Annotated in this window: 23 protein-coding genes and 1 tRNA gene; 13 read left to right on the top strand and 11 right to left on the bottom strand. The window is 70.8% G+C overall.

The window, feature by feature from the left end; translation table 11 throughout:
* Positions 1–29: 29 nt before the first annotated feature.
* The 3 genes from F4556_RS30445 to F4556_RS38620 are packed head-to-tail and all read right to left on the bottom strand — an operon-like array spanning position 30 to position 1,971.
* Positions 30–1,091, bottom strand: coding sequence for an iron-containing alcohol dehydrogenase family protein (locus F4556_RS30445; protein WP_184921750.1), 1,062 nt, complete (start codon positions 1,089–1,091; stop codon positions 30–32).
* On the bottom strand, positions 1,079–1,834 hold the full coding sequence (locus tag F4556_RS30440; protein ID WP_184921748.1) for a phosphocholine cytidylyltransferase family protein: 756 nt from the start codon (positions 1,832–1,834) through the stop codon (positions 1,079–1,081). The genes F4556_RS30445 and F4556_RS30440 overlap by 13 nt, the downstream gene beginning before the upstream one ends.
* Entirely contained in the window at positions 1,831–1,971 is a 141-nt protein-coding gene (locus tag F4556_RS38620) for a DUF5941 domain-containing protein (RefSeq protein ID WP_246511127.1), read from the bottom strand. Before F4556_RS38620 ends, F4556_RS30440 begins: the two co-directional genes overlap by 4 nt.
* A gap of 615 nt (positions 1,972–2,586) precedes the next feature.
* Here F4556_RS38620 and idi point away from each other — a divergent pair.
* Positions 2,587–3,204, top strand: a complete 618-nt coding sequence (gene idi / locus F4556_RS30430; protein ID WP_184921746.1) for an isopentenyl-diphosphate Delta-isomerase — start codon at positions 2,587–2,589, stop codon at positions 3,202–3,204.
* A gap of 14 nt (positions 3,205–3,218) precedes the next feature.
* Here the strand turns inward: idi and F4556_RS30425 are convergent, their stop codons facing one another.
* The gene (locus tag F4556_RS30425; protein ID WP_184921744.1) at positions 3,219–3,695 is read right to left on the bottom strand and encodes an ATP-binding protein; all 477 of its coding nucleotides are present in this window, start codon (positions 3,693–3,695) and stop codon (positions 3,219–3,221) included.
* Positions 3,696–4,143: 448 nt separating this feature from the next.
* On the opposite strand from F4556_RS30425, the gene F4556_RS30420 reads away from it, so the two are divergent.
* Both F4556_RS30420 and F4556_RS30415 read left to right on the top strand, forming a co-directional pair.
* Positions 4,144–4,231 (top strand) — tRNA-Leu (locus F4556_RS30420).
* Between the two features lie 332 nt (positions 4,232–4,563).
* Positions 4,564–5,178, top strand: coding sequence for a hypothetical protein (locus F4556_RS30415; protein ID WP_184921742.1), 615 nt, complete (start codon positions 4,564–4,566; stop codon positions 5,176–5,178).
* Between the two features lie 85 nt (positions 5,179–5,263).
* Here the strand turns inward: F4556_RS30415 and F4556_RS30410 are convergent, their stop codons facing one another.
* Together F4556_RS30410 and F4556_RS30405 are read right to left on the bottom strand one after the other, a co-directional pair.
* On the bottom strand, positions 5,264–6,958 hold the full coding sequence (locus F4556_RS30410; RefSeq protein ID WP_313068858.1) for an amidohydrolase: 1,695 nt from the start codon (positions 6,956–6,958) through the stop codon (positions 5,264–5,266).
* A 16-nt stretch (positions 6,959–6,974) separates the two neighbouring features.
* Positions 6,975–7,409: a RidA family protein gene (locus F4556_RS30405; RefSeq protein ID WP_184921740.1), complete on the bottom strand. Its 435-nt coding sequence runs from the start codon at positions 7,407–7,409 to the stop codon at positions 6,975–6,977.
* Between the two features lie 120 nt (positions 7,410–7,529).
* Between F4556_RS30405 and F4556_RS30400 the strand changes: the two genes are divergently transcribed.
* From F4556_RS30400 to F4556_RS30375, 6 genes are all read left to right on the top strand, one after another.
* Positions 7,530–8,360 (top strand): fumarylacetoacetate hydrolase family protein, encoded by an 831-nt coding sequence (locus F4556_RS30400; RefSeq protein WP_184921738.1) that lies wholly within the window; start codon positions 7,530–7,532, stop codon positions 8,358–8,360.
* A gap of 55 nt (positions 8,361–8,415) precedes the next feature.
* Entirely contained in the window at positions 8,416–8,901 is a 486-nt protein-coding gene (locus tag F4556_RS30395) for a cupin domain-containing protein (protein ID WP_184921736.1), read from the top strand.
* A complete protein-coding gene (locus F4556_RS30390) occupies positions 8,901–9,818 on the top strand; it encodes an acyl-CoA thioesterase (RefSeq protein ID WP_184921734.1) in 918 nt (305 codons plus the stop codon). The genes F4556_RS30395 and F4556_RS30390 overlap by 1 nt, the downstream gene beginning before the upstream one ends.
* The gene (locus tag F4556_RS30385) at positions 9,815–11,464 is read left to right on the top strand and encodes an AMP-binding protein (RefSeq protein ID WP_184921732.1); all 1,650 of its coding nucleotides are present in this window, start codon (positions 9,815–9,817) and stop codon (positions 11,462–11,464) included. Before F4556_RS30390 ends, F4556_RS30385 begins: the two co-directional genes overlap by 4 nt.
* Positions 11,461–13,836: a bifunctional salicylyl-CoA 5-hydroxylase/oxidoreductase gene (locus F4556_RS30380; RefSeq protein WP_184921730.1), complete on the top strand. Its 2,376-nt coding sequence runs from the start codon at positions 11,461–11,463 to the stop codon at positions 13,834–13,836. Before F4556_RS30385 ends, F4556_RS30380 begins: the two co-directional genes overlap by 4 nt.
* 79 nt (positions 13,837–13,915) lie before the next feature.
* Entirely contained in the window at positions 13,916–14,776 is an 861-nt protein-coding gene (locus tag F4556_RS30375; RefSeq protein WP_246511126.1) for a PaaX family transcriptional regulator, read from the top strand.
* 118 nt (positions 14,777–14,894) lie between these two features.
* Here the strand turns inward: F4556_RS30375 and F4556_RS30370 are convergent, their stop codons facing one another.
* A complete protein-coding gene (locus F4556_RS30370) occupies positions 14,895–15,665 on the bottom strand; it encodes an Lrp/AsnC family transcriptional regulator (RefSeq protein WP_313068854.1) in 771 nt (256 codons plus the stop codon).
* Between the two features lie 68 nt (positions 15,666–15,733).
* Between F4556_RS30370 and F4556_RS30365 the strand changes: the two genes are divergently transcribed.
* Entirely contained in the window at positions 15,734–16,039 is a 306-nt protein-coding gene (locus F4556_RS30365; protein ID WP_184925816.1) for a hypothetical protein, read from the top strand.
* A 114-nt stretch (positions 16,040–16,153) separates the two neighbouring features.
* Here F4556_RS30365 and F4556_RS30360 read toward each other — a convergent pair whose 3' ends face one another.
* Together F4556_RS30360 and F4556_RS30355 are read right to left on the bottom strand one after the other, a co-directional pair.
* Positions 16,154–16,327 carry a CsbD family protein gene (locus F4556_RS30360; RefSeq protein ID WP_184921728.1) on the bottom strand — a complete coding sequence of 58 codons (174 nt, stop codon included), beginning with the start codon at positions 16,325–16,327 and terminating at the stop codon, positions 16,154–16,156.
* 84 nt (positions 16,328–16,411) lie between these two features.
* The gene (locus tag F4556_RS30355) at positions 16,412–16,864 is read right to left on the bottom strand and encodes a hypothetical protein (protein ID WP_184921726.1); all 453 of its coding nucleotides are present in this window, start codon (positions 16,862–16,864) and stop codon (positions 16,412–16,414) included.
* Positions 16,865–17,370: 506 nt separating this feature from the next.
* Here F4556_RS30355 and F4556_RS30350 point away from each other — a divergent pair.
* The gene (locus tag F4556_RS30350; protein ID WP_184910583.1) at positions 17,371–18,591 is read left to right on the top strand and encodes an IS256 family transposase; all 1,221 of its coding nucleotides are present in this window, start codon (positions 17,371–17,373) and stop codon (positions 18,589–18,591) included.
* Between the two features lie 17 nt (positions 18,592–18,608).
* Here the strand turns inward: F4556_RS30350 and F4556_RS30345 are convergent, their stop codons facing one another.
* Entirely contained in the window at positions 18,609–18,953 is a 345-nt protein-coding gene (locus F4556_RS30345) for a hypothetical protein (RefSeq protein ID WP_184921724.1), read from the bottom strand.
* Between the two features lie 142 nt (positions 18,954–19,095).
* Positions 19,096–19,446 carry a PRC-barrel domain containing protein gene (locus F4556_RS30340; RefSeq protein ID WP_246511124.1) on the bottom strand — a complete coding sequence of 117 codons (351 nt, stop codon included), beginning with the start codon at positions 19,444–19,446 and terminating at the stop codon, positions 19,096–19,098.
* Positions 19,447–19,824: 378 nt separating this feature from the next.
* On the opposite strand from F4556_RS30340, the gene F4556_RS30335 reads away from it, so the two are divergent.
* Both F4556_RS30335 and F4556_RS30330 read left to right on the top strand, forming a co-directional pair.
* Complete coding sequence (locus F4556_RS30335) at positions 19,825–20,169, top strand: hypothetical protein (protein WP_184921720.1); 345 nt, start codon at positions 19,825–19,827, stop codon at positions 20,167–20,169.
* 321 nt (positions 20,170–20,490) lie between these two features.
* Positions 20,491–20,937 carry an STAS domain-containing protein gene (locus F4556_RS30330; protein WP_184921718.1) on the top strand — a complete coding sequence of 149 codons (447 nt, stop codon included), beginning with the start codon at positions 20,491–20,493 and terminating at the stop codon, positions 20,935–20,937.
* The last annotated feature ends 69 nt before the right edge of the window (positions 20,938–21,006 follow it).

Below are 21,006 nucleotides of genomic sequence, written 5' to 3'. Positions count from 1 at the left end.
GGCGGCGGGTCAGATCGACCTGGGGGCGGTCAGCTGTTGACGGCTTGGACATAGTCGGCGTACGAGTCCCTGATGTCAGAGGGGGAGAGATCCAGGTGTTCCAGGATGGTGAACCGTCCCGGACGGGTGTTCGGAGCGTAGTGCACCGCCTTGGTGAACTCCTCCTCGGTGAAGCCGATCTGATCCGCGGTCACCGGCAGTCCGTGGAACCGGAGTCGGTCCACGATCAGGCCGGTGAGCTCGCGCTCGCCCCGCAGGAAACTGGCGAAGGCCGCGCCGAGGCCGACCTGTTCGCCATGCTGGGCCGATCGCTTGGGGAAGAGCACGTCCAGGGCGTGCGAGATCTCGTGACAGGCGCCCGAGGAAGGACGGGTGCTGCCAGCGATGTTCATCGCGATGCCGGACAGTACCAGGGCCTCGGCGAGCGTGGTGAGGAGGTCCCGGTCCGTCAGCGAACCGGGGTGCCGGAGCAGGTTCTCCCCCGCCGACCTGGCCATCGCCACGGCCAGCCCGTCCACCGGCTCACCGGTGACGGAGTGTGAGAGTTCCCAGTCCGCGCAGGCCGAGAGGTTGGAGACCACGTCGCCGATCCCGGCCGCCACGAAGCGCGGCGGCGCCTGTCTGATCACGTCCAGGTCGACCACGATGCCGATCGGGCTGGGCACCCCGTAGGAGCCCCGCCCGGCGTCGTTGTCGAGGATCGAGACCGGCGAGCAGATGCCGTCGTGGGCCAGGTTGGTGGCCACCGCGACCAGCGGCAGCCCGACCCGGGCGGCGGCGTACTTGCCGACGTCGATGATCTTGCCACCACCGAGCGCCACCATCGCGTCGTAGTGCCCGGCCCGCATCTGCTCGGCCAGCAGCACCGCGCTGTCCAGGCTGCCGTCGGTCACCTCGTACCAGTCCGCGCTGGGCAGCGCGGGTTCCAGCCGCGCGCGCAGCCGGGCCCCGGAGCCGTTGCTGATCGCCACCGCGATCCGCCCGGCGGCCGACAGCCGCTGGTCGGCCAGGATGCCGGCCAGCGCGTCCAGCGCGCCCGAGCGGATCTCGACGAAGACCGGCGAGGGCACCAGCCGGGTCAGTACTGGCACGCGATCTCCCGCGCCCTGGCCAGGTCGGCGTGGTTGTCGACCTCGACCCAGGTGACCTCGCCGATCGGCTGCACGTCGATCCGCAGCCCCCGGTTCACCATCTCCTGGTAGCCGTCCTCGTAGTACAGCTGCGGGTCGCGCTCGAAGGTGGCCCGCAGCGCGTCGCTCAGGTCCTCGGCGGCCGAGGGGTTGATCACCGTGACGCCGATGTACTCGCCGGTGGCCTCCTCGGGCTCCATCAGCTTGGTGATCCGGCGCATCCCGGTCACCGGGTCGACGATCACCTTCATCTCCTCGTCGGCGAGCTTCTTCACCGTGTCGAGGGCGAGCAGGATGCCGGGCGCGCGGCCCTCGGCGATCAGCCGGTCGTTGCCGTCCAGCATGGTGCGCTGCACCGAGGCCGGGTGCACGGTGTCGCCGTTGGCGAGCAGCAGACCCTCGCCGAACAGGTCCCGGGCGCACCAGAGCGAGTAGGCGTTGTTCCACTCCTCGGCCTTGTCGTTCTCGACCAGGGTGAGCTTGACGCCGTACTTGCGCTCCAGGGCGTCCTTGCGGTCGTACACCGCTTCCTTGCGGTAGCCCACCACGATGGCGGCCTCCCGCAGGCCGACCTCGGCGAAGTTGCCGAGGGTGAGGTCCAGGACGGTCCGCTCCCCGTCCACCGGCACCAGAGCCTTCGGCAGGGTGTCGGTGTACGGGCGCAGCCGGCGGCCGGCGCCGGCTGCCAGAACGAGGCCGATCATGCGGTGTCTCCTGACTCGTCGTGTTCTGCTGTGGCGTCGCCGAAGACCCGGCAGTGGACGCTCTCGGCGACCACCACCAGCGCGAGCACGACCGCCAGGGCCACCAGCACTCCCTGGACGGCAGCGGCCCCCGGCAATTGCTGATGGTAGGCGACCGCGGCGACCAGGCCGAAAGCAGCGGGCAGCGCCCCGGTGTCCAGCCAGGGGACGAGCGCCGCGATCCGGTCCTCCTCGGCAACGGCCGGGCCGGTGACGATCGCGGTGCGCGGCGTGGACAGCGGAGCTCACTCCCTTGCGGCGGCGCGGTCCGCCCACAACGGAGTGCGGTGGGACAACTGGTACCTGGCGATGCGAAAACTGCACGGAACAGCGTGGACCGGTCCAAACCAGTCACGCCGATCGAGGCTACCGGACCGTCCGGGTGCCACCGAATCAGTGCCGGCCCGCGCTCAGCCGCAGCTCACACGGGGCACCCGGCGCGGCCGCGCTGATCATCACTCCGGTGCCCGACTCCCGCCCCCGGCCCGTCGGCCTCGGTGCGGCGATGCTCAGAAAACGGCGGGACCGGACCTCGATCGATCATGTATCGAACAGGCTGTCTGGTCATCCGGCCCTTCCACGCCCTCGTGTGCGTCGCGCCCATTCGGGTAGCAAGCCATACGGCAGACTGGCTCCCGGGCGCCCGCGCGGCGCTCCGGTTGGGCCGGCCCAGCCCTCGCCTTCCCCTGGTCCCCGTTTCCGAAAGAGGCCCCATGCCCGAGACCCGACCGACCGGTCAGACCCTGCTCGCCGAGGACGGCGGCGTCGTCGCCTCGACTCCTGGTTCGACCCCCGGGGAGATCCTGCTGGAGCTCGTCGACGACGAGGGCGTGACCATCGGCACCGCCGAGAAGCTGTCGGCCCATCAGCAGCCGGGCCGGCTGCACCGGGCGTTCTCGGTGTTCCTGTTCGACCGGCAGGGCCGGATGCTGCTCCAGCGCCGCGCCCTGACCAAGTACCACTCCCCCGGCGTCTGGTCGAACACCTGCTGCGGCCACCCGTACCCCGACGAGCAGCCCTTCGTCGCCGCCGCCCGGCGTACCGCCGAAGAGCTGGGAGTCGCGCCCGCGCTGCTCTGCGAAGCCGGTACGGTCCGCTACGACCTGCCCGACGAGGCGAGCGGCCTGATCGAGCGCGAGTGGAACCACCTCTTCGTCGGCCTGGTCACCGCCGACCTGGCGCCCGACCCGGACGAGGTCGACGACACCCTCTTCGTGACCGCGGAGGAGCTCAAGGCCCTGGAGGCGGAGAAGCCCACCTCGGTCTGGTTCCGGACGGTCTTCGAGGCCGCCCTCCCCGGCATCCGCGAGATCGCCGGACGGGACTGGTAGCGCGTTTCCGCTCGCTAACGCCGGGGGTGCCAGTCGCCCCCGGCGCTCCCCTCCCGGCGCTGCCGGGGCACCGGCAGCGGGAGCGAGGCCCAGATCACCTTGCCGCCCTCGCCGGTCCGCTCCACGTCGCACACCCCGCCGGCCTGCAGCGTCACGCTCTTCACCAGCAGCAGCCCCCGCCCGCCGAGCTGCCCGAGATCGCTCTCCAGCGCCTTCGGCCGGTACGGGTGCCCGTCCTCCACCGAGACCCGGACCCACCCGTCGTCGATCACCAGCTCGGTGGTCAGCTGCGGGGACAGCACCGCGGCGTGCGTGACCGCGTTGCTGACCAGCTCGGAGACGATCAGCAACAGGTCGTCGATCAGCTCCTGGTAGTCCTGCCCCGCCATCCCCTGCGCCAGCAGCCGGTCCCGCACCGCGTGCCGGGTCTGCGGGACGGAGGCCTCGTGCGCCACCGCCGAGAACCGCCAGATCCCCTGCACGGGCCCCATACTCGGCCCCCTGGTCGGCACCGCCGTCAGCCGTCTCGTCACTGGCTCGGCCGGTCCTCTGGTCTGCTCCACGTCAAGCCGCCCTTCGCACTGGACCACCGAGGCTAGGAGAGCGAAAGTCAGCAGCGGCTCAGCGACTGCAACTTGACGCGCCGTGGCGTGTCCCGACCGTTCCACGACCGATCCTGACCGATCCCCTGCACTTTCAGGCCACCCGCCGACGGAACATTCACGCCCCCGACGGCTTCTCCACACCCACGCGAGCCAGCACCTCCATCTCCCCCTGCCTCCCGTCCGTTCTGCACCGATCCGTCCCCCTCCCCTGCCCCGCACCCCCACAGCCACCCCGGACCCGGAAGAAACGCAGGTGAGAAGCACTCCCGGGGCCTGGTAGTGTTCTCTCTGTCGCCAAGGGGAACAGCACGAAACACCCCAAGGCACACACCCTGTCCGGGTGGCGGAATGGCAGACGCGCTAGCTTGAGGTGCTAGTGCCCTTTATCGGGCGTGGGGGTTCAAGTCCCCCCTCGGACACCAAGCAAGACCCCACTTCACGTGGGGTTTTCTTGTTTTGCGGGCTCCGTGCAGCGGTTGTGTGACCCACCGCGTGACCCACAGGTCCGCCCGGCTTCGAGATCGTTGGTCACCTTGCTGTGGCGCCGGGGGCTCGCCGGTGCAATGCTCCGTCAGCGTGATCATGCTGGGCCATTCGCCACCCCCAAGCCTCGAGCGGGTCAATCCGGCTGAGGTATGCGGAAAGAGACTTCAAGCTGGTCTCAGGACGGGCGCGGTCCCGTCCGTGACCTTGGAGGTTCCGCATGCGCTTGCCCTCTGTCTTGGCTGTCGGGCTCACGGGTGGTGCCCTGCTCATGACCGGGGTGGCCGCTCAGGCCGCTCCTGCTGCCGCCCCCGCCCAGGTCCGAACTGCCGAGGAGGCGGAGCTGGTCCCGGAGCCGTTCCCCGCCGGGGAGTTTTTGATCAAGCCCAGCCTGGGCAGCGGCGCCGTCGTGTGCGTGGCCAACTCCCGGGCCGCGAAGGGCAAGACCTCGGTCGGCGCGTGCGACCCGGCCGACATCGCGCAACGCTGGACCTACGACCCTGCAACGCAGCACCTGAGCACCATGTCCGACCCACTGCTCGGGCCGTCCGTCCCCCTCTGCGCCGGAAGGCCCAACCACGAGGGCCTGATGGGGGGCGATCTCTGCACTCTCGTGGGCCCCGCGTTCAAGTGGAAGACCACGGCCTTCAATTTTGTGACGCCGGGTACGGTGCGCACGGGCATCGAGTCCACTACGAAGGCCCGCCATTTCTGGCTGGCCTACCCCACCGGCGAGTACCGCCGAACCTGCCCGATCGCTGGCAAATACTCGGGCAGCAACGCCGACGGCGGGAATTTCGGCGTCGCGAGCATCTCCGAAGCGGAGAAGAACTGCCCTGGCACCGTGTACTTCGGCATGCAGTTCGAGCGGCTGCCCCGGAACTGACCAGCCTGGCGGACGAGCCATCGGGCACAGGCCCGATCTCACTTAAGACCCCAGTTGATCTGGGGTTTTTGCCTTTCTGGGTATTTCAGTGGCGGTCGGGCCCGGCGGCGGGGCGGGCTGCTTCGAGGCCGTGGACGAGGGAGCCGCCGAGCAGGGTGTGGCTGGGCCGGAGGCTGTCGAGGGTGTTCTCGGGGGCGGTTGTGGGGTCGTCGGGCCAGATCGTGAGGTCGGCGAGGCGGCCTGGGGTGAGCTGCCCGCGCAGGTGGGTCTCGCCGGTCAGACGGGCGGCGGCGGTGGTGTGCAGCTTGATCGCCTCCGGCCGGGAGATGGCGTGCTCCGGGCCGAGGACTCCGTCGACCGTTGACCGGGTCGTCAGCCCGTGGAGCGAGTGTGCGGCGCCGTAGGCGCCGACGGGGTAGTCGGATCCGGCCGAGACGTCCGCGCCCGCGTCCAGCCACTCGCGTGCGGGGAACAGCGCGGCCACCCGCTCCTTGCCCCAGTACTCGGCCTGGATGGCGGCGACATCGTGGAGCAGCGGCTGCTGAATGGTCACCGGAATGCCCAACTGCACCGCCCGGCGCCGCTGTTCATGGTCCGCGAGTCCGCCGTGCTCCATGACCAGCGTGCCGTAGGGCAGGCCGGGGATGCGGTTCTGCACGCGCTCGAACAGATCGAGGAGCGCACGCACGCCGCGGTCCCCGTACGCGTGGATGCCGACCCGCCAGCCGCGCCGCACCACCCGCTCCACAGCAGCCTCCAACTCCTCTTGATCCCAGGCGAGTTGACCGGTGTATCCGGGAGTGGGGCAGTGCGCCGGGCAGTACGGGGCCTCCAGGGCGCCGGATTCGATCCCGCCGTCCAGCCAGAACTTCACTCCCCATACGCGCAACCAGGGATCGGCGGTGTGCCGCCATGCCTCCATGCCGTCGAGGAGTTCCTCGACCTGCCGCACGGTGGTGAAGCCGATGGTGGAGAGCAGTACCCGGACCCGGCAGCCGAGTTCACCGCTCTCGCGGAGCTGCTGGAGCGCGGCCAGGTCGGCCAGGGAGGAGTTGGTGTCGCGGACGGTGCCGATGCCGGTCGCCGCGTAGGCGTGCGAGGCCAGGCGCAGGCCGTCCAGCTTGGCCGCCGGATCGGGCGCGGGCAGCTGCGGCCGGATCAGGGCCAGGCCGCCGCGCAGGTGGCCGTCGGGCCGGCCGTCGGCCGTGTGGCTGATGCTGCCGCCCACCGGGTCGGGGGTGTCAGCGTTGATCCCGCACAGGCGCAGCGCGTAGCCGTTGAGGACCTGGTTGTGCACCCCGCGCAGCACGAGCACCGGATGCCGGTCGGTCGCCCGGTCGAGCTCGGCCGCCGTGGGGAAGCGGCGTTCGGCGAGGTTGAGCTCCTGCCAGTGCCCGGCGGTGCGGATCCACTCACCCGGTGGCGTCCGGTCGGCCCGGGCGCGGATCAGCTCGAGGAACTCCCGGATGGAACGGGCACCGTCCACGGCCACGTCATGGGCGCTGTCGGCGGCCGCGATCAGATGCGTGTGCGTGTCGTCGAAGGCCGGCAGCACGGTCGAGCCGGGCAGGTCCAGCAGCGTCGTGGCCGGACCGACGAGGCCGTCGAGCCCGTCCGCCGCCTCCGACACCGCGAACACCCGCTCGCCGCGCACCGCGAGCGCCTGCTGCGGCTCCTGGCCGGGGACGAGGGTGTGGATGCGGCCCGCGCGCAGCAGCAGGTCCGCGAACGGCGGGGTGGACGACGGCACGGCGGCCTCCAGCGGCTTCGACCCGGACACGGTGGCAGATGGTTTTTCAGGCGCTCGCGGGCCGGACCAGGCGCTCGTCCGGGATGACCGCGACGCCGAGGATCTCGATCATGGCCTCGGGCTGCCACAGCCCGGTGGTGCCGATGCCGGCCAGCGCGGGGTAGACCGGGCCGGCCAGCTCGCGCCACACCTGCCCGATCTCCTTGCCGTGCGCCTGGTAGTCGGCGATGTCGGTCAGGAAGAGCGTCACGCTCACCAGGTCCTGCGGGATGCCGCCCGCCTCGGCCAGGGTCGCGAGGACGTTGCCGAATGCCTGCCGGAACTGCTCGACGATGCCGCCCGGAACGATCTTCATGTGCTGGTCGAGGGCCGTCTGACCGCCCAGGTGGAGCGTGTTGCCGCTGAGCGTCCCGTGCGAGTAGCCGCTGGGCTTGGGCAGGGACGCGGGATTGACCGGAACCGGTGTCAGGTCGGTCGCCATGGAGGGCTCCTGCGGGACGGGAACTGGGTGGCGTCACCGTAACATCTATTGACAGTCTCGTGACGGTCGTAGAAATAATGAAATACAAGATGCCGGGCAGTACGAAGGAGAGGAACGGTCATGCGCCTCGCGACCGTCGCCCATGCGGCCGGTACGAGCGCCGCGGTGCTCGACGGGGACACCTGGCGAGCGCTGCCGGCCACCGACCTGTCGGAGCTCCTGGCGGCCAACTCACAGGTGTCGCTGACCGCCCTGGCCGGTGAGGGGATCGAAGGCGCCGTGCCGGTGCTGCCACTGCCCGCGCCCCGCAAGGTGATCTGCTGCGGTCTGAACTACGCCGATCACATCCGGGAGACCGGACGCGAACTGCCGTCCCACCCCACGCTCTTCACCAAGTACGCCGACAGCCTCACCGGTCCCGACGCCGACCTCGTCCTGCCGCCGGGCCTGCAGGTCGACTGGGAGGCCGAGCTGGCGGTCGTGGTGGGCACGACCCTGCGCCGCGCCGACCGGTCGACCGCTCTCGCCGGGATCGCCGGTTACACCGTGGCGAACGACATCTCGGTGCGCGACTGGCAGTACCGCACGTTGGAGTGGTTCCAGGGGAAGGCCTGGGACGCCTCCACCCCGGTCGGTCCCGTGGTCGTGACACCGGACGAGATCGACCCCGCCGAGGGCCTGGAGGTGATCTGCCGGGTCAACGGCGAGCAGGTCCAGCGCGACAACACCCGGACGCTGGTGTTCGACCCGGCCGACCTGCTCGCGTACATCTCGACCTTCACCGTGCTGCGCCCCGGCGACCTCGTGCTGACCGGCACGCCCGGCGGCGTCGGGGTGGCCCGGGAGCCCCAGCGCTTCCTCGCCGACGGCGACGTCGTCGAGACCGAGATCCCCGGCATCGGCCGGCTGCGCAACACCGTGCGGTTCATGGATGGGAACTGCACGAGCTGACACTGCACCAACTGGCGCCTCTCCTCACCCACTTCCCCACTGGCAAGGAGCTTCGATGGACCCCCAGCCACGTGACCACGTCCTTGAGGGCGACAACTCGATGTACGCCACGGCGAGCGGCCTGGTGGTGCCGGTCGTGACCCGGGCCGGTACGGAACCCGGGGACACCGGCCAGTCCGACGGCGCCACCCGGATCTCGGGGGTCAGCATCCAGCACACCCCGGCCACCAGGATCTGGTTCGGCAAGGTCCACAACGAGGGCGGCTACCGCTCGGTGCCGCACCACCACGGTGAGGCCGAGACCGGCGGCTACGTGCTCTCCGGCCGGGGCCGGATCTACTTCGGCCGGAAGTTCGAGGACTACCTCGACCTGGCGGAGGGCGACTGGGTCTTCGTCCCGCCGTTCATGCCGCACGTCGAGTGCAACCTCGACCGCGACAAGCCGCTGACCTGGATGACGACCCGCACCCCCGAGAACATCGTGGTCAACCTCCCCCAGGTCCCGGACGCGGACCTGCGCGACTGGCTGGAGCGGCCCTGATGACCGACACCACCTCGGAGACCTTCACCGCCGCGGTCACCCTGAGCCCGGCGAAGGCGGAGCACTACGACCTCGCGTTCACCGCCCTCACCCAGCCCTGTCCGTGGCCGAAGGCCTACGGCGGCGACCTCGTCGCGCAGGCCGCGGCGGCCGCCATGCGGTCCGTCGACGACGGCAAGACGCTGCACTCGATGCACTCCTACTTCATGCGCCCCGCCGAGATCGGCGGCGAGGTGCGCTACGAGGTGGAGCTGCTGCGCGACGGCCGCGGGTACGCGACCCGGCAGGTGCGCGGCTACCAGCACGGCAAGCCGCTGTACGTCTGCCTGGCCAACTTCGCGGCCGGCGAGCCCGGCCCGAGCCACCAGTCGGAGCGGCCGGACCTGCCCGGCCCCGAGGACCTGCCCGGCTCCGCCGACTACCTCGCGGACCGGACCGGCGGGACGATGACGCCGGCCTCGAAGGAGTACTGGTCCACCGGGCGGAGCTTCGACATGCGCCACGTGCCGGGCCCGGTCTACCTGGGCGTCGAGGGTGCGCGGGTGCCCCACCAGGCGGTCTGGGTCAGGCCGTTCGACGCCCTGCGGCCGGTCGAGGGGCTCACCGATCCGCAGCGGGACACGGCAGCCCTCGCCTACGTCTGCGACTACACGGTCCTGGAGCCGGTGCTGCGGGTCCTGGGTCTGCACTGGGCGCAGGAGGGGCTGGTCACCGCCAGTCTCGACCACGCGATGTGGTTCCACCGGACGCCGCCGCCGGGCGCGCTGGACGGCTGGCTGCTCTACGCCCAGCAGGCCGACGCGGCCGGCTCGGGGCGCGGTCTCGGCTCGGGCCGGTTCTTCACCCCCGACGGCACCCACCTGGCCTCCGTGGTCCAGGAAGGGATGATCCGGGTGCCCGGGGCAGGCCGGCCATGACGGCGCCGACCTCGGCACACACCGACACCTTCGCCCGCGACCACCTGCCCCCCGCCGGGCAGTGGCCGGTGCTCGAGTTCACCACCGAGCTGCTTCAGTACCCCGAACGCCTCAACGCCGCAGCCGAGTTGATCGACCGTCCGGTGGCGGCATTCGGCCCGGACCGGCCCGCGCTGCGCACCCCGGACGGTGACGTCTGGACCTACGGCGAACTCCAGCGGCGGGCCGACCAGATCGCCCGGGTGCTCACCGAGGACCTGGGCCTGGTGCCCGGCAACCGGGTGCTGCTGCGGTCCCCCAACAACCCCTGGGCCGTCGCCGCCTGGCTGGGCGTGCTGAAGGCCGGCGGCATCGTGGTCGGCAGCATGGCCGCGCTGCGGGCGCGCGAGCTGGCGCCGATCGTGGCGAAGACCCGGCCGTCCGTGGCGCTGGTCGACCACCGGTACCTCGACGAGGTGTTCACCGTACGGGACACGGTCGCGCCGGACCTGGCCGTGGTGGCCCACGGCGGTGACGCGGACGAGGACCTGAGCCACCGGGCCGAGCGGAAGTCGGGCCCGTTCCGCGCGGTGGACACCGCCGCGGACGACGTCGCGCTGTTCGGACCGACCTCGGGCACCACCGGCGTCCCGAAGATCACCGTGCACTTCCACCGTGACCTGCTGTCGATCGACAACACCTTCGGGCAGAGCACGTTGCGGCTTCGCCCGGACGACCTGGTCGCGTGCACCGCGCCGTTCGCCTTCACCTTCGGCCTGGGCATGCTGGTGGTCTTCACGCTCCGGGCGGGCGCCTGCGCCTTCCTCACCGAGGCCGCCACGCCGGTCCAGCTCGCCCGGCTGGTCGCCGACCACGGCGTGACGGTGCTGGCCACCGCACCGACCGCGTACCAGCAGATCGTCAAGTCCGGTGAGGTGCAACGCCTTTCGGGTCTCCGGTCGGCGGTCAGCGCGGGTGAGCACATCCCCCTGGGTCTGTGGGAGACGCTCCGCGACGAGCTCGGCATCAAGGTCATCGACGGGATCGGCGCCACCGAGCTGCTGCACATCTTCATCTCGGCCACCGGGGAGGACATCCGCCCGGGCGCGACCGGCCGGCCGGTGCCCGGCTACCGCGCCACCGTCCTGGGCCCCGACGGCGAGGAGGCCGCTCCCGGTGTCGCGGGACGGCTCGGCGTGATCGGCCCGGTCGGCTGCCGCTACCTCGACGACGAGCGGCAGGCGAACTACGTCGTGAACGGGTGGAACGTCACCGGCGACACCTTCGTGCGCGACGAGGACGGCTACTTCTGGTACCAGGCACGCAGCGACGACATGATCGTTTCCTCCGGCTACAACATCGCCGGCCCCGAGGTCGAGGCCGCGGTGGTCACCCACCCGGACGTGGCCGAGACGGCGGTGGTCGCCGCTCCCGATCCCGAACGGGGCTCGGTGGTCTGCGCGTTCGTGGTGCTCCGGGACGGGGTGGTCGGCGACCCGGCGAAGGCCAGGGAGATCCAGGACCACGTCAAGCAGCTGATCGCGCCCTACAAGTACCCGCGCGACGTGCGCTTCATCGACGCGCTGCCGCGCAACCCGAGCGGCAAGCTCCAGCACTTCAAGCTCCGCCGGATCGTGCGGGAGCAGTCAGCGGAGGACCAGGCATGAGGATCGCCATCGCCGGCGGTGGCCCGGGCGGCCTGTACTTCGCCGCCCTGATGAAGCAGCTGGACCCGGCGCACGAGGTCACCGTCTGGGAGCGCAACGCGCCGGACGACACCTTCGGTTTCGGCGTCGTCTTCTCCGACGAGACCCTGAGCGGAATCGACAACGCCGACGAGGTCGTGCACGCCGCGATGGAGAACCGGTTCGCCCGCTGGACCGACATCGACATCGAGTTCGACGGCCACCGGTTCACCGTGGGCGGTCAGGGCTTCGCGGCGATGAGCCGCCAGGACCTGCTCCGGATCCTGCAGCAGCGGGCCGCCGATCTCGGCGTCACCGTCCACTACCGGACGCAGGTGCCCGACGTGGACGAGCTGCGGGTCTCCCACGACCTGGTGCTCGCCGCCGACGGACTCAACTCCACGATCCGGACGAAGTACGCCGACGTCTTCGGGCCGTCGCTGGACCGGCGGTGCAACAAGTACATCTGGCTCGGCACCGACCTGGTCTTCGAGGCGTTCCAGTTCTTCGTCAAGCAGACGGAGTGGGGCACCATGCAGATCCATGGCTACCCCTTCTCCGGCACCGGCTCGACCTTCATCGTCGAGATGCACGAGGACGTCTGGCGGCGGGCCGGCTTCGACCGGACCGAGGCTCGGGATCTCCCGCCGGGCGTCTCGGACGAGTACGCCGTCGCGAGGATCCGGGAGCTGTTCGCCGACGAGTTGAAGGGCCATCAGGTCCTCACCAACAACTCGAAGTGGCTCAACTTCACGACGGTCCGCAACGAGCGGTGGCACGACGGCAACGTGGTGCTGCTCGGCGACGCGGCGCACACCGCCCACTTCTCGATCGGCTCGGGCACCAAGCTCGCCATGGAGGACGCGCTCGCGCTGGCGGCGTGTCTGCACGAACACCCCGCGGTGGCCCAGGCGTTGGAGGCGTACCAGACCGAGCGCAAGCCGGTCGTCGAGTCGACCCAGCGGGCCGCGCAGGCCTCGCTGGAGTGGTTCGAGAACATCGGCATGTACGCGGGCCAGGCCCCGGCCCAGTTCGCGTTCAACCTGCTGACCCGGTCCCGCCGCATCACCTTCGACAACCTCAGGGAGCGGGACGCCGAGTTCGCCGCCCTGATGGAGAGTGAGTTCGCCCGGCACGAGCAGGCCGCCGAGGTGGCCCCGGCGATGTTCCAGCCGGTGCGGATCGGTCCGCTCGAGCTGAAGAACCGCGTCATCGTCTCCCCGATGGACATGTACTCCTCGGTGGACGGGGTCCCCGGTGACTTCCACCTGGTGCACCTCGGCTCCAAGGCGCTCGGCGGAGCGGGCCTGGTGATGAGCGAGATGGTCTGCGTCTCGCCCGAGGGCCGGATCACCCCCGGCTGCCCCGGACTGTGGACCGACGAGCAGCGCGACGCCTGGCGCCGGGTCACCGACTTCGTGCACGAGAACACGACCGGCCGGATCGGCCTGCAACTCGGCCACTCCGGTCGCAAGGGTTCGACCAGACTCATGTGGGAGGGCATCGACCAGCCGCTCGACGACGGCAACTGGGAGGTGATCGGCCCGTCCGCGATCCCCTACGGCACCGACTGCCACGTCCCTCGGGAGGCCGGCCGGGAGGACCTGGACAAGGTGGTCGCCGACTTCGCCGCGGCCGCCGAGCGCGGCGTGCGGGCGGGCTTCGACCTCATCGAGGTGCACGCCGCCCACGGCTACCTCCTGTCGTCCTTCCTCTCCCCCGTCGCGAACCGGCGCACCGACGAGTACGGCGGGTCCCTGGCGAACCGGCTGCGGTTCCCGCTGGAGGTCTTCGACGCCGTGCGCCGGGCCGTCCCGTCCGGGGTTCCGGTGACCGTCCGCATCTCGGCGACCGACTGGGTACCGGACGGCAACACCGAGGACGACGCCGTGGAGATCGCCCGCGCGTTCATCGAGCACGGCGCCGCCGCGATCGACGTCTCCTCGGGGCAGGTCACCAAGGACGAGAAACCGGCCTACGGCCGCTCCTACCAGACCCCGTTCGCCGACAAGATCCGCCACCGGGTGGCCGGGCCCGCAGGCGTCAAGGTGATCGCGGTCGGTGCCATCTCGTCGTACGACGACGTGAACTCCATCCTGCTCGCCGGACGGGCCGACCTGTGCGCCCTCGGCCGCACCCACCTCTACAACCCGCAGTGGACCCTGCAGGCCGCCGCCGAACAGGAGTACCGCGGCGCGGGCGCCCGGTGGCCGGTCCAGTGGGAGGCGGGCCGCCGCAGACCGCCGACCTCCCGCACCGACCGGATCCCGCCGCGACTGGAGCTGCTGCGCGAGGGAGCGGCCGGCCAGGTGCACCTGCGGTGGACGCCGGGGCCGGACCCGGTGTCCGGGTGACCGGCCCTGGCGTCCAGGGTCCGCCGCACTGCGCGGGCCGGTGCGATCATGAATGACCGCCTCGGCGATACTGGACGGGATGAGCGAGACGAAGAGCGCCCGGCCCCCGGCAGCCGCCCGCCGTTCCCGGACCCTGCTGGTGAGCTTCCTCGGCGCGGTCGTCCGTCCCATGGGCAACTGGATGCCGATCGCGGGCACGGTGGAACTCCTGGCCCAGTCGGGCCTCGACGCCTCCAGCGTCCGGACGGCGGTCTTCCGGCTCAAGAAGCGCGGATGGCTGGAGTCGCAGACCCGCTCCGGCCTGCGCGGCTACGCCCTGACACCCGCCGCACTGGAGGCACTCGCGGCCGGTGACGAGGTGATCTGGCACGCGCGACAGCCGGCCGATCTCGGCGACGGCTGGTGCCTGGTGAACTTCTCCGTACCGGAGTCCGCCCGCGCGAAGCGCCACCAGCTGACGGCACATCTGACCTCGCTCGGCTTCGGCAACATCGGCTCGGCGGTGTGGATAGCCCCCGCGCGGATGCTCCCGGCCGCCCAACGGGCCATAGCCGAACTGGATCTCACCGAGCAGTGCGCCGTCTTCGTCGGCGACTACCTCGGGGGGCAACAGCTCACGACCATGGTCCGCAACGGCTGGGACCTCGCCGAGATCGACCGGCGCTACCGCGAGTTCATCGAGGACTACCAGGGAGAGCGCGACCGCCTCGCGGCCGACTCCTTCACCGACGGCAAGCACGCCTTCGTCACCTACCTCTCGGTGATCGACCACTGGCGCAAGCTGCCGTTCCGCGACCCCGGGCTCCCGCCCGAGGTACTGACCGAGGACTGGAGCGGCCCCGCCGCCGTCCGCCTCTTCGAGCGGTTGGTCGCGGAGCTGGACGGCCCGGCACTCGCCCACGCCGCCCACTACTGGACCGCGCAGAGAGCGGGTCTGTGACGTGATCTCGCATCTTTCGTCACCGGATCGTGTGGGGCCGAAGGTGGTCTGGTTGGACGGATCGGCCGGGGCGCCGCCCATCACCCGGAGCCGCCAGTTCTGTGCGACGGTGGTCAGCTCAGTGCGACGGTGACCGCTCGTCCGGGGTGGCGCCGGTCGGACGGTGGAGAGCCCGCCGGTCCAGCCTCCGATGCCCGGCCGGCCCGGGCGGGGTGCGCAGGCGGTCGAGGAACGCCGCTTCGGCTGCTTCGGAGCGCGGGTCGTGCCAGCGGCCGAGCGGGACGGCGCGCAGGTGGCGGCCCTGCGGGTCGAGGAGGTGGCCGCCCAGTTTCATCGACCAGAGCGTCAGCGTCCGGTCCGCGACGGCGAGTTCGGGGAAGCGTTCGGTGAGCCGCGACTCGAAGGGGGCGATGTCGTCGACCGAGCGCAGCCAGGCGGCGAGCAGCAGGTTGTGCGGGCCGGAGAGGGAGGCGCAGAGGCGGATCTCGCGCAGGGCGCTGATCCGTTCGGCGAGGTGCGGGGCCCGGCTCTGCGGCACGGCCCCCACAGCGACACCGAGACCGGCCGGCCGGCCGGAGAGGGCTCGGGCGACCTCGCAGCGGTAGACGAGGGCGTGTTCGGCGTCGAGCCGGTCGAGGCGCCGGCGGACCGTGGTGGGGCTGAGGCCGGTGCGGGCGGCGAGCCGGGCAGCGGGCTGCCGGGGGTCCTCGCTGAGCGCTTGTACGAGTTCCAGGTCGCTGCCCTGGAGCAGTCGGCCGTCCTGCGGCCGGCCCCCGGCGGTCGCCGCGGGCGCGAGCCGCCGGCGCTGGTCCTCGGTGAGCCGGTCGAGACGCCATCGGCTGCCTTCGGTGTGGGCGGCGGTGGAGACCTGGGTGCGGGAGGAGGTCACCCCGTCGAGGGAGCCCAGTCGGAAGCCGACGTAGCGGGCGAGTTGGGCCTGGTCGGGTGAAGACGGCGGTGACGAGCAGGTCCCGGCCGGTGCTCGGCCGACTGCTCCTCGCGGTGCTCCTCGGTGGAGCATGGCTGACGGTCGAACTGCGCACGGCGGAACCGCTGGTGGACGTCCGGGCGCTGGCCGATCGCCGGGTCGCCCCGTTCTTCCTGTGCGCCGTCGTCTTCGGCGTGGTGTACTTCGGCAGCCAGTCGCCCGACGCCACGTTCCTGGCCGCGGACCCTGGCGTGACGGTCTGGCTGCTGTGCGCGGTCCTCGCCTTCGGCGCGGCGGCTGTGACGGCGGTGGCCCGGCGGGCGGGACGCGACTGACGTGGCGGGAGACGGGAGGCGACGGCGGCACGGACCGAATCGGCCTGACCAGTCGCGCACCGCGCCGGGGCGACGTGCTGCAGGTTGTCCAGGGTCGGGGCAGGGGCGGAGTGGTCAGTGCCTGAAAGCGTCCTTGATCTTCGCTCCCGCCTGCTTGGTGTTTCCCTTGGCCTGGTCACCCCGGCCTTCGGCCCGTAGGCGCCGGTTGCCGGTGACACGGCCGACGGCCTTCTTGACGCCGCCTTTAAGCGTTTCCGCCTTGTGCGCGATCTTCTTGGCGATACCCATGGGTGGCTGCCCTTCGTGAGTCATCTGCTGATGGCGCGTCGGCGAGGCCCTCGGGACGGCCGGCGATTCGCGTGTGGTGACGCTCTATCGGCGGGCGGCTCGGTGACCGAACAGGTTCAGCCCCTTCCGGTGACCTTCGTCCGGGTCGGGGACGAGGTCGTCGTGAGATGGGCTGTCGTTCCCTCGCGCACTCGCCGTCTCCGCGCGAGCGGTGTCGCGTTGGTCGATCAGGCCGTCGCGCTCCTTGTCGGCGGCGGCCATCTCGCGGCGGGACTGCTTGAGTCCGTGGCGCGCGACGTGGCTGCGGCGAGAGGTACGCCACGCACCGGCCAGGAGCAGACTCAGCCCGAACAGGGCCACCGCCCCGACGATGGTGCCGTGGAGGAACAGGGTGCCGCTGGAGCCGGTGACGTGGTAGCCGAACACCTCGAACCAGTCTGTGAGCCCGTCCGTGCTGCCGGTGTCGGAGAGGACACCTGCCGCGCCCACGACTACCGCGGCGACCAGGATGACGAGCCCGATGACGATAATGATCATGGCGTGCTCCGAAGTTTGCGATGCGGACCCGCGGTGGAACCGTGTGGTCCAGTGAGGTGAGCACGAACAGGTACGGCAAGGTCGCCCGGGAAGGTGCCGGTCGGTGTGCCGGATGATCGACCGCGACCGAGCCGACGGATGACGCACGCACCACCTCGTTCACGCGCCCCACCCGCCGGCCCCGTCCTTGGTCGACCCCGCTCAGCAGGGGCGACGGCGCCGGTCAGGGCCGGAGCCCGGGCCTCCCGCTCTTGAGGACGGCACCGCGTGGATGCAGGATGTGTGGTCTTGGCTCAGGGCCCGACCCCGTCATCGGAGTGCCGTCATCGACGGCTTCCGCTGCCGCGACACCACGGTCCGACACGGCGGTCACCGCTTCGGACGGACGCGGTCGGATGGCGTCCCGTGGAGTGGTGTAGCAGGGATCTTGGAGTGACCCCTGGTCATGGGGCAGCCATCGCGCAACTCTCTGTGTAGAACGGCGAGTTCACCCAGGGAGGTACGCGATGGCCTTATCCCAGTCTGACCTACTCCGCCTCATGGAGTCACTGCGTTCGGCCGACGGAATCGAGTTGATCAGGACCCTCGCCCAGCGGATCCTGCAGGAGCTGATCGAGGCCGAGGCCACCGCCCGGATCGGCGCCGAGCCCGGCGAGCGAACCGAGGCCCGTACGACCTGGCGCAACGGCCACCGGGACAAGACCCTGACCACGCAGGCCGGCGATCTGGAGCTGGCCATCCCCAAGGTCCGCACGGGCAGTTTCTTCCCCAGCCTGCTGGAGCGCCGGCGCCGCATCGACCAGGCCCTTTACGCGGTCATCATGGAGGCCTACGTCCTGGGCGTGTCCACCCGCTCGGTCGACGACCTGGTCAAAGCCCTCGGAGCGGACACCGGCATCTCCAAGAGCGAGGTCTCCCGGATCTGCGCTGACCTGGACGAACAGCTCACCGCCTTCCGCACCCGGCCGCTCGGCCACACCCGTTTCCCCTACATCTACCTGGACGCGACCTACTGCAAGGCGCGGGTGAACCACCAGATCGTCTCCCGGGCCGTGGTCGTCGCCACCGGCATCACCGAGGACGGCGGCCGCGAGGTGCTCGGGGTGATGGTCGGCGACAGCGAGACCGAGGTGTTCTGGGCCGAGTTCCTGCGTCACTTGCGCGAACGCGGCCTGACCGGGGTCCGCCTCGTCATCGGCGACCACCACAGCGGCCTGGTCAAGGCGATCCGCAAGGTCATGCTCGGAGCCGCCTACCAGAGATGTCGCGTCCACTTCCTGCGCAACACCTTCGCGATCATCCCCAAGGACGCGGCCGAGATGGTCGCCGCGACCATCCGCACGATCTTCGCCCAACCCACCCAAGCCGCGGTCCGAGCTCAGCTGGACACCGTCGCCGACATGCTCGGCAAGCAGTTCCCCAAGGTCAAAGCGATGCTGCTGGAGGCCAAGGACGACCTCACCGCCTTCGCCGGCTTCCCGGAGCGACATTGGAAGAAGATCCAGTCCACCAACCCGCTGGAGCGGATCAACCGCGAAATCAAACGCCGCACCGACGTCGTCCAGGTCTTCCCGAACGACGACGCGCTCCTGCGGCTGGTCACCGCCGTGCTGTTCGAGATGCACGACGAATGGATCGCCTTCCCCCGCCGCTACCTACCCGAGGGCAGCATGGACCAGATCTACCCCGCCGAACACGCCCGCGACGAACTACCGCCCACCGCATGACCGTTGGCGCACGACCACTACACCACTCCACGGGACACGACCCGCGGTCGCTCGTCGTCGTGCTCCGGCAGGTCGTGGTCCGGCAGGTCGTGGTCCGGCAGGGTGAACCGCTCCAGCGCGTCGCTGCGCCTGCGCCACCGCCGCAGTGCCAGCGCCCCGGCCAGCCCGAGCAGGCCGAGCGAGACGATCCCTGCCGCACGGCGTCTGTGGGCCCGGGAGATCTGCGTCGCCGTGGGCCCGCCGTACGGGGGCAGCGCTACCGGCCGCGGTACCAGGTACCGGTCGTAGCCGCGGCGCGTCCGACCGGCGGCACTCTCCAACTCCGAGGCCACCGAGTGGATATGGGGCAGGAGCCGACTCATGACCTGCTCTCCGGTCCGCGCGGCCGACCGCTCCGCGACGGCGATTTCTCTGACCACTGCTTCACGGGCCTTCGTCGCGGCTTTCTGTACCGAGCCCTTGTGGTTCACCGGGCCTCCCCTCCGCGTTGCTGGTCGACGTCCGTTACCGGATCACGAAGCCGGTGTAGTAAGCGCCCACGGCCTCCCGGTAGTCGGGGTCGTCGAGGTGCGTCTCCCGGTGGAACTCGGGGGCACCCTTGACGTCGTCCTTGGTCCGGTTCAGAAAGACCGTCTCGTTCGGGATGTCGACGCTGGAGATCGTCCCGGCCGGCAGCAGGATCTCCTTTCCGAAGATCCACACGCCCGTGTCGACGACGACGAACGACGTGCCCGCCTCGGCCGTGTGCTTGTCGATCTTGCCGATGTGGCCGTCGATCGCCTCTACCCGGTAGCCCGTCAGGTCCGTGCCGGTCGGGTAGCCGCTCTCGGTGCCATGGGTCCACAGGTTCTTCATCAACGCGGTCCTCCTTGTCGAGCTGCTTCCTCCCGGGTTCCGCAGACCTGACGTCACATCAGGCCATGAGTGCGGGAGGCTGTCGAAAGGTCGGCTGCCCGCCTTTCGGCCTCCCATGCATGTGCTCGGGGGGTGAGCGGATTCAGGTTCGACCCCGATGCCGGGGGCAGGCTCCTGGACAGGGCGGTCCGTCGCCCGTCCGGGTCTCTGCCGCGCGGACCGCGCGGGGAGAGGCAGGATCCCACTGACGCGACGAGAGGTATCCCAGTGAGCCGTCCAACGCCAGCGCACCGTCCGATCGGAGAACTCGCCTCCGAGGCAGCCGAGTTGATCCGGGTGGCGAGGCAAGTCGCTCAACTTTCCGAATACTCGGCACTGTTGGACACCGGCCAGGTGAGTGAGGCGGTCCATGCGCTGCAGGCACTGGCGTCCCATCTCCCCGAGCTGCTCGATCGCCTCGGCACCGTCCTGAGCAGCGAGCAGGCGTCCGGGCGGCTGACTTCCGTCTCCTCCGACATCTCGGAGATGGATCTGGTCCGGATAGCCCGGGACACCCGCGACCAGCTCGGCGAGGCGGGCCGGATCGCGGGCGTACTCGGAGAGACGCTCACGCTGGCGGAAACCTCCCTGGCCGGGATCGGGAAGCCCTGGGGGGTGGCCTCGGTCCGTCCGGACGACCTCCCGGTCGACGACGACGGGTCGTCGGCGCGGCCTCGCCGGTAGGCCGGTACGCAGCGCCGCGCGGATGCCGCGCGCGGCCGAGGAGGGCGTCGCGTTCGCCGACCGGCGGGTGGACGTGGTTACGCCGAGTGCGGGTTGCGGGCTATGCTGCGCGGAGCGTCCCAGACCCCGACGTGGCAAGTGCTGGCCGTAACACAGGTGCCCGCGGGGGACGGATGAACCATCCGACCGCCTGTGTGCGTCTTCCGAGGGCTCCGTGCCCTGTCGAAGGCCTGACCGCATGGAGAGCGTTCCGGGCCGGAGCCTCACACCGGGCTCCGCCGCTGGGCCGCTGCGCCGGTTGGTCGCGTGAAGCGAGGCATCATGCCCGTTCTGCAGAGCCTGAACGTCTACCGGCACGACCGAGGGATCCGGGCGTCGGTCATGCTCGCCGGTGAGCTCGACCTGGCTACCGTCCCACTCGTGCGCGCGGCACTGGAGAGCTGTGCACGCGAGGGGATCCACACCATCGACGTCGACGTCAGCGCGCTCACGTTCTGTGACGTAAGCGGCCTCAACGTCTTCCTCGCGGCCGCGAGGGCCGCTGCGGCGGCCGGCGGTTCGCTGCGCCTGCACCACCCCCGGCGGGCCCTGGCCCGGCTGCTGGATCTCAGCGGCGCCGGCTTCCTCCTCCGAGACCTCCCGGGCCTCCCGGGCCCTCCAGTCGCCGCGCCTCCCCCTCCCCCGTACCGGGCGCCCTTCTTCCGCCTCTGGCGTGGTGCCGGGGAGCCGGGGCACCTGGCGGCCGCCGAGGCTGCCCGATGGAACTAGGGTGGGCGGTAGTCATCCGTGGCCACCGCGCGCGAAGAGGTCGTGACACCGTGCGGGTCCGCTCACTCT

Source organism: Kitasatospora gansuensis (assembly GCF_014203705.1).
GTDB lineage: Bacteria > Actinomycetota > Actinomycetes > Streptomycetales > Streptomycetaceae > Kitasatospora > Kitasatospora gansuensis.
This window is presented reverse-complemented; position numbering and strand designations above follow the sequence as displayed.

Bases quoted from the DNA above. Each gene is read 5' to 3' on its own strand.
- F4556_RS30440 (WP_184921748.1), bottom strand. From the start codon at position 1,834: ATGATCGGCCTCGTTCTGGCAGCCGGCGCCGGCCGCCGGCTGCGCCCG.
- idi (WP_184921746.1), top strand. From the start codon at position 2,587: ATGCCCGAGACCCGACCGACCGGTCAGACCCTGCTCGCCGAGGACGGC.
- F4556_RS30425 (WP_184921744.1), bottom strand. From the start codon at position 3,695: ATGGGGCCCGTGCAGGGGATCTGGCGGTTCTCGGCGGTGGCGCACGAG.
- F4556_RS30415 (WP_184921742.1), top strand. From the start codon at position 4,564: ATGACCGGGGTGGCCGCTCAGGCCGCTCCTGCTGCCGCCCCCGCCCAG.
- F4556_RS30405 (WP_184921740.1), bottom strand. From the start codon at position 7,409: ATGGCGACCGACCTGACACCGGTTCCGGTCAATCCCGCGTCCCTGCCC.
- F4556_RS30400 (WP_184921738.1), top strand. From the start codon at position 7,530: ATGCGCCTCGCGACCGTCGCCCATGCGGCCGGTACGAGCGCCGCGGTG.
- F4556_RS30395 (WP_184921736.1), top strand. From the start codon at position 8,416: ATGGACCCCCAGCCACGTGACCACGTCCTTGAGGGCGACAACTCGATG.
- F4556_RS30390 (WP_184921734.1), top strand. From the start codon at position 8,901: ATGACCGACACCACCTCGGAGACCTTCACCGCCGCGGTCACCCTGAGC.
- F4556_RS30385 (WP_184921732.1), top strand. From the start codon at position 9,815: ATGACGGCGCCGACCTCGGCACACACCGACACCTTCGCCCGCGACCAC.
- F4556_RS30380 (WP_184921730.1), top strand. From the start codon at position 11,461: ATGAGGATCGCCATCGCCGGCGGTGGCCCGGGCGGCCTGTACTTCGCC.
- F4556_RS30375 (WP_246511126.1), top strand. From the start codon at position 13,916: ATGAGCGAGACGAAGAGCGCCCGGCCCCCGGCAGCCGCCCGCCGTTCC.
- F4556_RS30360 (WP_184921728.1), bottom strand. From the start codon at position 16,327: ATGGGTATCGCCAAGAAGATCGCGCACAAGGCGGAAACGCTTAAAGGC.
- F4556_RS30355 (WP_184921726.1), bottom strand. From the start codon at position 16,864: ATGATCATTATCGTCATCGGGCTCGTCATCCTGGTCGCCGCGGTAGTC.
- F4556_RS30350 (WP_184910583.1), top strand. From the start codon at position 17,371: ATGGCCTTATCCCAGTCTGACCTACTCCGCCTCATGGAGTCACTGCGT.
- F4556_RS30345 (WP_184921724.1), bottom strand. From the start codon at position 18,953: ATGAGTCGGCTCCTGCCCCATATCCACTCGGTGGCCTCGGAGTTGGAG.
- F4556_RS30340 (WP_246511124.1), bottom strand. From the start codon at position 19,446: ATGAAGAACCTGTGGACCCATGGCACCGAGAGCGGCTACCCGACCGGC.
- F4556_RS30330 (WP_184921718.1), top strand. From the start codon at position 20,491: ATGCCCGTTCTGCAGAGCCTGAACGTCTACCGGCACGACCGAGGGATC.